This window comes from Chthonomonas sp. (assembly GCF_035294505.1).
Taxonomy (GTDB): domain Bacteria; phylum Armatimonadota; class Chthonomonadetes; order Chthonomonadales; family Chthonomonadaceae; genus Chthonomonas.
The window spans coordinates 23418-30761 of sequence record NZ_DATGKU010000197.1 but is presented as its reverse complement, the minus strand read 5'-3'; the positions used below and the strand labels follow the sequence as shown (position 1 = coordinate 30761).

Sequence of the window (7344 nt, the reverse complement as noted above, 5' to 3'; positions counted from 1 at the left end):
CGCTCCCCCTCCGCTAGAGGGCGATATGACGACCTCGGTGCCGTTTCATCTCTTTCAGGGCTACATCTTTCTACCGGTTCTCCTTGGCGATAGAACGCGCGTGGAGTGGGCAATGCTGGACACAGGGGCCGCACCCCTCGGCATTCTCTCGCTCATTACGGCCCGCGAACTGGCCAGAAAGGAGAATGTGGACTCCTATAAGGAGGTTGACCTGCCCTTGCCGCTGGGTGTTGGGTCGAAAAATGGGACGTTTCGTGCCCTCCTGTTTGCTTTTTCCATAGACCTAACGCTGGCTCATCCGCAAGGCATTCCCTTCCTCATGGAGCTAGACCCGATTCTTGGCGCCTCGATTATGGAGGACCTAAGCCAAGACTTCGATTTCCAGCTTTCTGCGCTTGTCGGTATGCCCTTCCTCGCCCACGCGCGTAGGGTGACGATTGACTATCCGCATCAAATACTCACACTGGAGCTAGCGAACCAATGAAGATACTCATTATCGGGGGCACCGGCCTCATCAGCACGGCAATTACGAGCCAACTTCTTGAGCGTGGTGCCGACGTTACCCTTTACAACCGCGGGCGTACGGAGGCGCGTATTCCGCCAGGGGCTAAAATTCTGCACGGCGATAGACGAAACTACACCGAGTTTGAAAAACAGATGCAGGAGGCCGGCTCTTTTGATTGTGTGATTGATATGGTGGGATTCGTGCCGGAGGATGCCCACAGCGTAATACGGGCTTTTCGTGGACGTATCGAGCAGTTCATCTTTTGTAGCACCGTGTGCGTGTACGGCGGGCCGGCAACGCGCTACCCGATTCGAGAGGATGAGCCACGCCGACCGGTAACCGGTTATGGGGCCAATAAGGCCAAATGTGAAGACATTTTGCTGGAAGCGGGGCAGCGTGGCGACTTTGCTGTCACGATCATGCGACCCTCTCAAACGTACGGTGAGGGGGGCACCATCGTGCATAGTCTGGGTTGGCGCACTACCTATATTGACCGGATGCGCAAAGGCAAGCCGATTATAGTGCATGGTGATGGCTCCTGTTTATGGGCGGCCTGCCATATCTCTGACGTTGCAAAAGGGTTTATCGCCGCCATCGGAAATCCGGTAGCCTACGGGCGTTGCTATAATGTTACCGCAGAGGAGTGGATGACATGGAACCGATATCATGAGGGGGTGGCCGAGGCCCTCGGTGTGCCCACTCCGCGCTTGGTGCATATTCCAGCCGACGTTATGGCGCAGATCGCTCCCAAGCGTTTTAGCATCAGCATCGAGATTTTTCAATATCCCTCCATCTTCGACAATCGCGCGGCGCAAACCGACCTCGGATTCGAATACACCGTTCCCTGGGTCGAGGGGGTGAAGAGAACGGTTGCTTGGCTCGATGCTCATGGAAAAATAGAGAACAGCGATGATGACCCCTTCGAGGATAAGGTGATCGAAGCTTGGGATCGCCATGGAAGGGGCTTGGCTGAGGAGCTAGCAGGGCTTGATGCGTGAAACTGAGCGTGCGGACGCTCGTTCCATTCCTATTTTTATCGGGACGATGGGATGGGGTTATGCCGATTGGTGTGGGCCGTTCTACCCACCGAACACGGTGGGGAGAGACCAAATCCGGCTCTATGCACAGTGCTTCAACTCCGTTGAGATCGATTCGACTTTTTATGCTCCGCCAAAGGCTCAGGTGGTTGAGAGTTGGTATCGGGCAACGCCCGAACATTTTCTGTTTTGTCCGAAAGTACCAAAACAGATCACCCATGAGCTGCATCTAGCGCCGTCGAGCCATGATCTCATAAGGGAGTTTGTGGCGACGATGAAGCTGCTAAGGGAGAAACTGGGCCCCATTTTGTTTCAAATGCCGCCTGACTTTCGTCGGTCGGAACTGACGAATCTAGAAGGAACGCTGCCCCTGCTGGATGATATAACGTCAACGCAAGGGGTGCGTTTTGCCATAGAGTTTCGCCATCGGTCTTTAGAAGGTGAGGATGTGGCGGCCCTTCTACGCCGGCATAGGGTGGCGCTTGCAGCAGTGGATTACATCATTTTATCGCCGAAGATAGAGATCACCGCCGATTTTCTCTACGTACGGCTGATCGGGCGGCATGGGGCTTTTTCCCATCACGATAAGATTCAGCATGACAAGAGCGAGCGAATTCAAAAGTGGGTGGAGGCCATCAAACGCGCCGCCGAGAAAGTAGATAAGATTTTTATCTTCTGCAACAACGATTACGAGGGGTTCTCGCCGGCCACGTGCAACCGCGTGCGCCGGTTGCTGGGGCAGGAGGAAGCGGTCTTCCCGGTGGAACGTCAGCAGAACCTTTTTCCTAACGCGTCGCGATGGACCTAAAAGACCTTCAGCTGTTTTGCGATCTCGTGGAGACCGGCTCGTTTTCCAAGACGGCTCAGCGCAATTTCATCACGCAGTCGGCGGTGAGCCAGCGTATACGCATATTGGAACGCGAGCTAGGTCGCACGCTATTGAGCCGGCAGAAGGGCAAAGGGAAAGTGGAGTTGACGGATGCCGGGCGGCTGTTATACGAAGGGGCGCGTTCTCTGGTGCGTGAGGCCATGGCCTTAGAGGAGCGACTGAAGGGCTTCGCCGATTCGATGGAGGGCACGGTGCGGATTGCCACTGTTTACTCGGTTGGTTTGCATGAACTGCCCGGGCGCCTCAAGCCGTTTTTGCGGCAGTATCCGCAGGTGAGTGTACACCTAGAGTACAGCTCCACGGCGCGCATCTACGACGACGTGTTTTCGGGGGCAATGGACATCGGCATTGTGGCCGTTCCCACCACGCATGTTGGGATAGAGGTGTTGCCCTTTAGCGAAGAGCCGATGGCCCTGATCTGTCCACCGGAACATCCTTTTGCGCGGTTAGAGACCATCGGTTTGCATCAGCTCAACGGCCAGAACTTCGTGACCTTCGATGTAAACATCCCCACGCGCAAACTGGTAGATGAGCAATTACGCTTGGCCGGGGTGCGCGTTCGCATTGTAAATACCTGCGACAACATCGAGATGCTGAAAAATCTCGTGGAGCTAGGGCAAGGCATCTCGCTTGTTCCCGAGATCACGGCACGCAAGGAGGCACGAGAGGGGAGCCTTGTTATTGTGCCTCTGGCGCCAGAGGATGCCTTTTGTCGTCCGGTGGGGCTGTTATTGAGAAGAAGAAACCCGCAGCGTACGGTGGTGCGTGTGCTGGTAGAGGCCCTTATCGGCAAGCCAAAAGGTGGAGGGCCGACGAAATCGTCGCCGAGATGAGCCATACGCTCACGTTCATCCGGCGCTTTCGTGCTATTATCTAAAGACTGGGATATCGGTTATGTTAGAGAATGCGCATGATGCATAGCGAAACATTAACAACCTTCTCGCGACTTGCTTTTTTACTATGGGGGCTTAGCCTGTTTGGGCTTGGTTTTGGCCTGGCCGGTTGTGATAACAGCCCCTATCCTCCGGGGGAGACGGGTAAATCCGTTCTCTATTTGGCGCTGGGCGATGACCCCAAGACCCTCGACCCCACCGTGGCCTACGATGTGGCCTCCGGTGAAGTGGTCAACCTGATCTATCCGGCCTATTTAGAGTACGACCATTTAAAGCGCAACCCCTTGCAACTCGATCTTAATCTGGGGGCTACAATGCCCGTCTATCAGAACGTGCCGGTTCAAGAGGTGGTAGACGGCAAGCGGGTAAGCCGAATGGGCCAACTTTGGACGTTCCACATTCGCCATGACCTGCGTTTTCAGGACGATCCCTGTTTTCCTGGAGGGAAAGGCCGCCCGATTACAGCGGCCGATTTTGTGTTTAGTTTCAAGCGCATCGCCGATCCGGGGGTCAACTGTCCCATCGTGAACTATCTTGACGACAAAGTGGTGGGCATGCGTGATTTTGAAAACTACCAGATGCAACGAGAAAAACGAGGCCTTCCTCCGGACTACAGCTACCCTCTCCCCGGTCTGCAGCTCGACCCTCACGACCCCTACACCTTCCGGATTCTGCTGGATAGACCCTATCCCCAACTGCGCTACCTTATGGCGATGTCGTTCACAACCCCCATCCCTTATGAAGCGGTGGAAAAGTACGGTAAGAACTTCGCCCGTCATCCGGTAGGGTGCGGCCCGTTTATGTTGAAGGAATATGTGCCTAAAGACCGCATTGTTTTGGTGGTAAACCCAAACAGGCATCCTGAATACTATCCTTCTGAAGGAGAACCGGGAGACAGGGCAGCCGGCTTGTTGGCGGACGCCGGTAAGCAGCTTCCTTTGGTTAAGGAGATACGCTTCAGCATTATCAAAGAGCCTCTGACCGCCTGGAACCTCTTTCAACAGGGCTACCTCGATCTCTCGGGAGTTTCCCAAATTAACTTTCAGCAGGCTCTATCAAGCCCTGGGCAACTCTCTCCAGAGATGCGTGCTCGTGGAATCCGTCTGTTTAAAACGACGGGCGCCGATGTGAGCTACTTTATTTTTAACATGGATGACCCGGTTTACGGCGGATATAGCCGGCGAGCCAAGCTTTTACGCCATGCCATTGCGCTGGCAATGAATCAGCAGGAGTTTATAGACCTGCTGTTTGTGGGGTTGGGCAAACCAGCACAGTTTCTCATTCCACCGGGCCTCTTTGGCTACGATCCCAACTACAAAAACCCCTATCAGCAGTACAATTTAGAGGTGGCGAAAAAACTGCTCGCCGAAGCCGGCTATCCGGGAGGGGTAGACCCAAAAACCGGCCAGAGACTTGTGCTGTACTACGATAATTCAGGGGTAGATGCGGAAGGACGGTTACAGACGGCGTTGGTGATCAAGCAGATACAAAAGCTCGGTATCGAGGTGATACCCCGTTCCTGGCGTTTCCCCATTTTTCAGTCGAGGGTCGATCAGGGGCAGTTTCAGTTTATCTATTTTGGGTGGGTAGCCGACTACCCGGACCCGGAGAACTTCTTGCTATTGTTGTATGGGCCCAACAGGCGTCCCGGCCCAAATGCCGCAGACTATAATAACCCAACATATAATGCCTTATTCGCCAAAATGCGCGCCATGGAGGATGGCCCACAGCGTGCCGAGATCATACGGCAAATGCGTAATATTGCGGTGGAAGATGGCCCTATGATCTACGGTGACCATAGTGAAAGTTACGGGTTGGTACAGCCGTGGTTGCGGAACGTAAAGCCAAACCCCATCGCGCTCGATAGTCCAAAATACTATGCGGTGGATGCCGCGGAGCGTCTGCGCTTGCAACGGGAGTGGAATCGGCCCAAATTATGGCCGCTCGTAGGTCTTGTAGTGTTTCTCACGGTCGGCTCCCTTCCTGCCGTACAGGTGGTGCGGCAACGTTCACGTCGGCACGTACGGGTGCATCCTCCGGAGGAAGCTTAAGACATGCTGCGATACGTTATTCGGCGAATTTTACTGGCCATTCCTACTTTGCTTGGTGTGGCCTTTCTTACCTTTGTGCTCTTTTATGCTACCTCCTCACCGGAACAGATCGCTCGTCGCAACCTATCTGCAAAGAACCCCACGCCTCAGCAGATCAAGGCTTGGTTGCATCAGCACGGCTACGATAAACCGAAGTGGGTGCAGTTCAAGGAGACCACCGAGGCGCTCTTCTTGTTGCGCTTCGGAAAGTCGGATGCCACAGGCGAAAACATCTGGACTCGTATCAAGGAGGGAGCCGGCCCCTCCTTTGAGGTGCAGATTGTGGTTTTAATGGCGTCTCTCACCGTGTCGATCTGTTTTGCCTTGGGGCTGGCCTACTTTCGGGCGACCTATTTGGACTATTGGGGTGCCTTTTTGTGTGTGCTGCTGATGAGCATTACCGCGCTCGTCTACATCATGACGGGGCAGTTCATCTTCGGAAAGCTGTTGCGATGGTTTCCGTTGGCCGGCTATCGGCACGGTTTTGACAGCCTTCGCTTCATCCTCTTACCGGTGTTGGTGGCGCTCATCAGTGGGCTTGGCGGCACGACGCGGCTCTTTCGCACCTTCATGCTCGACGCCATGAACCAGGACTACGTGCGTACGGCGCGGGCAAAGGGGGTAAGTGAGACCCGCGTGCTCTTCAAGCACGTTCTAAAAAACGCGGCCATCCCTATCGCCAGCTCCGTGGTGGCCTCGATCCCGGGCCTGTTCCTGGGGAGCCTCTTGCTCGAATCGTTTTTTGATATTCCCGGACTAGGAAGTTATACCGTGGATGCGATCAACGGACAGGATTTCGCTGTGGTGCGTGCCATGGTCTTTCTAGGCGCTTTGGTGACGATTGTGGGCTATATTCTAACGGATATCTGTTATGCGCTTCTAGACCCGCGGGTGAGGCTGGAGTAGACGATGTACGACTGGCTGTCATGGGATAATCTCGTTCCTTTCTTGGTTGTGGGTGGGCTCGTTGTCGCCATTCGCTTGGCAAGTCGCCAGCCGTTGTGGCGGGAAGCTTTTCGACGACTGCGACGCAACCGTGCAGCTATTGTGGCCGTATGCGTTATTGCTCTCTATGGGCTTGTCGCTTTTCTCGACAGCATCTCTTGGAAGAGCAGTGTGAATGCCGAACCGAAGACGGTGCTCGATCGCCTTTTTGAGGCGGCCCATGTTCGTGTGGAACGAACCTACTCGGCGCCGTTTGCGAAGTATACGATGGGTGAGGTACACCCGCATCGTCTGCGAGGTTTTCATCTGTTAGGGACAGACGGCACAGGCAACGATGTGCTTTACGAGACGCTCAAAGGCTGTCGCACGGCTCTGCTTATTGGAGGGCTTTCCTCCCTCCTCGTGCTGCCCCTAGCCGTTATTTTGGGGATGTTGGCGGGGTATTTCGGTAAGGTCGTAGATGATATTATCCAGTATATCTACACCGTGGTCGGCTCCGTGCCCGACATTCTGCTGATTATCGCGCTGGTGCTGGTATTAGGGCGGGGTATTGTGAACATCTGCATCGCGTTGGCCTTCACCAGCTGGATAGGGCTGTGCCGTTTGGTACGCGGCGAGACTCTCAAATATCGGGATAGAGAGTTTGTGCTGGCCGCGCGGGCTTTAGGGGCCTCGAATGCCCGTATTCTCATGAAGCACATTCTGCCCAATCTGCTGCCGGTGGTGATCATCAGCATTGTGCTGGGGTTTAGCGGCTTCGTGCTGTACGAGCCGTTGCTGGCCTATCTGGGTGTGGGTGTTGGACCCGATGTAGGAAGTTGGGGCAACATGATAGATGCCGCTCGCATCGAGCTGACTCGCACGCCGGTGATCTGGTGGAACCTCGCCTCGGCCTCCGGAGCGCTCTTCATTTTGGTTTTGGCCTTCAACATTTTGGGGGATGCCTTGCGCGACGCCATTGACCCCCGTTTAAGGAGCTCTTAAG

7 protein-coding genes are annotated in these 7344 nt (G+C 54.8%); all 7 read left to right on the top strand.

Going from position 1 to position 7344, the window contains the following annotated elements; translation table 11 throughout:
* A partial coding sequence (locus tag VKV18_RS12405) for a hypothetical protein (RefSeq protein WP_324204516.1) occupies nt 1-484 on the top strand: 484 nt, incomplete at its 5' end.
* Complete coding sequence (locus VKV18_RS12400) at nt 481-1503, top strand: NAD-dependent epimerase/dehydratase family protein (RefSeq protein WP_324204515.1); 1023 nt, start codon at nt 481-483, stop codon at nt 1501-1503. The genes VKV18_RS12405 and VKV18_RS12400, both read left to right, overlap by 4 nt.
* A complete protein-coding gene (locus tag VKV18_RS12395) occupies nt 1496-2350 on the top strand; it encodes a DUF72 domain-containing protein (RefSeq protein ID WP_324204517.1) in 855 nt (284 codons plus the stop codon). The genes VKV18_RS12400 and VKV18_RS12395 overlap by 8 nt, the downstream gene beginning before the upstream one ends.
* Complete coding sequence (locus VKV18_RS12390; RefSeq protein WP_324204514.1) at nt 2341-3264, top strand: LysR family transcriptional regulator; 924 nt, start codon at nt 2341-2343, stop codon at nt 3262-3264. The genes VKV18_RS12395 and VKV18_RS12390 overlap by 10 nt, the downstream gene beginning before the upstream one ends.
* A 77-nt stretch (nt 3265-3341) precedes the next feature.
* Nucleotides 3342-5375: an ABC transporter substrate-binding protein gene (locus tag VKV18_RS12385; RefSeq protein WP_324204513.1), complete on the top strand. Its 2034-nt coding sequence runs from the start codon at nt 3342-3344 to the stop codon at nt 5373-5375.
* A gap of 3 nt (nt 5376-5378) precedes the next feature.
* Nucleotides 5379-6320, top strand: coding sequence for an ABC transporter permease (locus VKV18_RS12380; protein ID WP_324204512.1), 942 nt, complete (start codon nt 5379-5381; stop codon nt 6318-6320).
* Between the two features lie 3 nt (nt 6321-6323).
* Nucleotides 6324-7343 carry an ABC transporter permease gene (locus VKV18_RS12375; protein WP_324204511.1) on the top strand — a complete coding sequence of 340 codons (1020 nt, stop codon included), beginning with the start codon at nt 6324-6326 and terminating at the stop codon, nt 7341-7343.
* The last annotated feature ends 1 nt before the right edge of the window (nt 7344 follow it).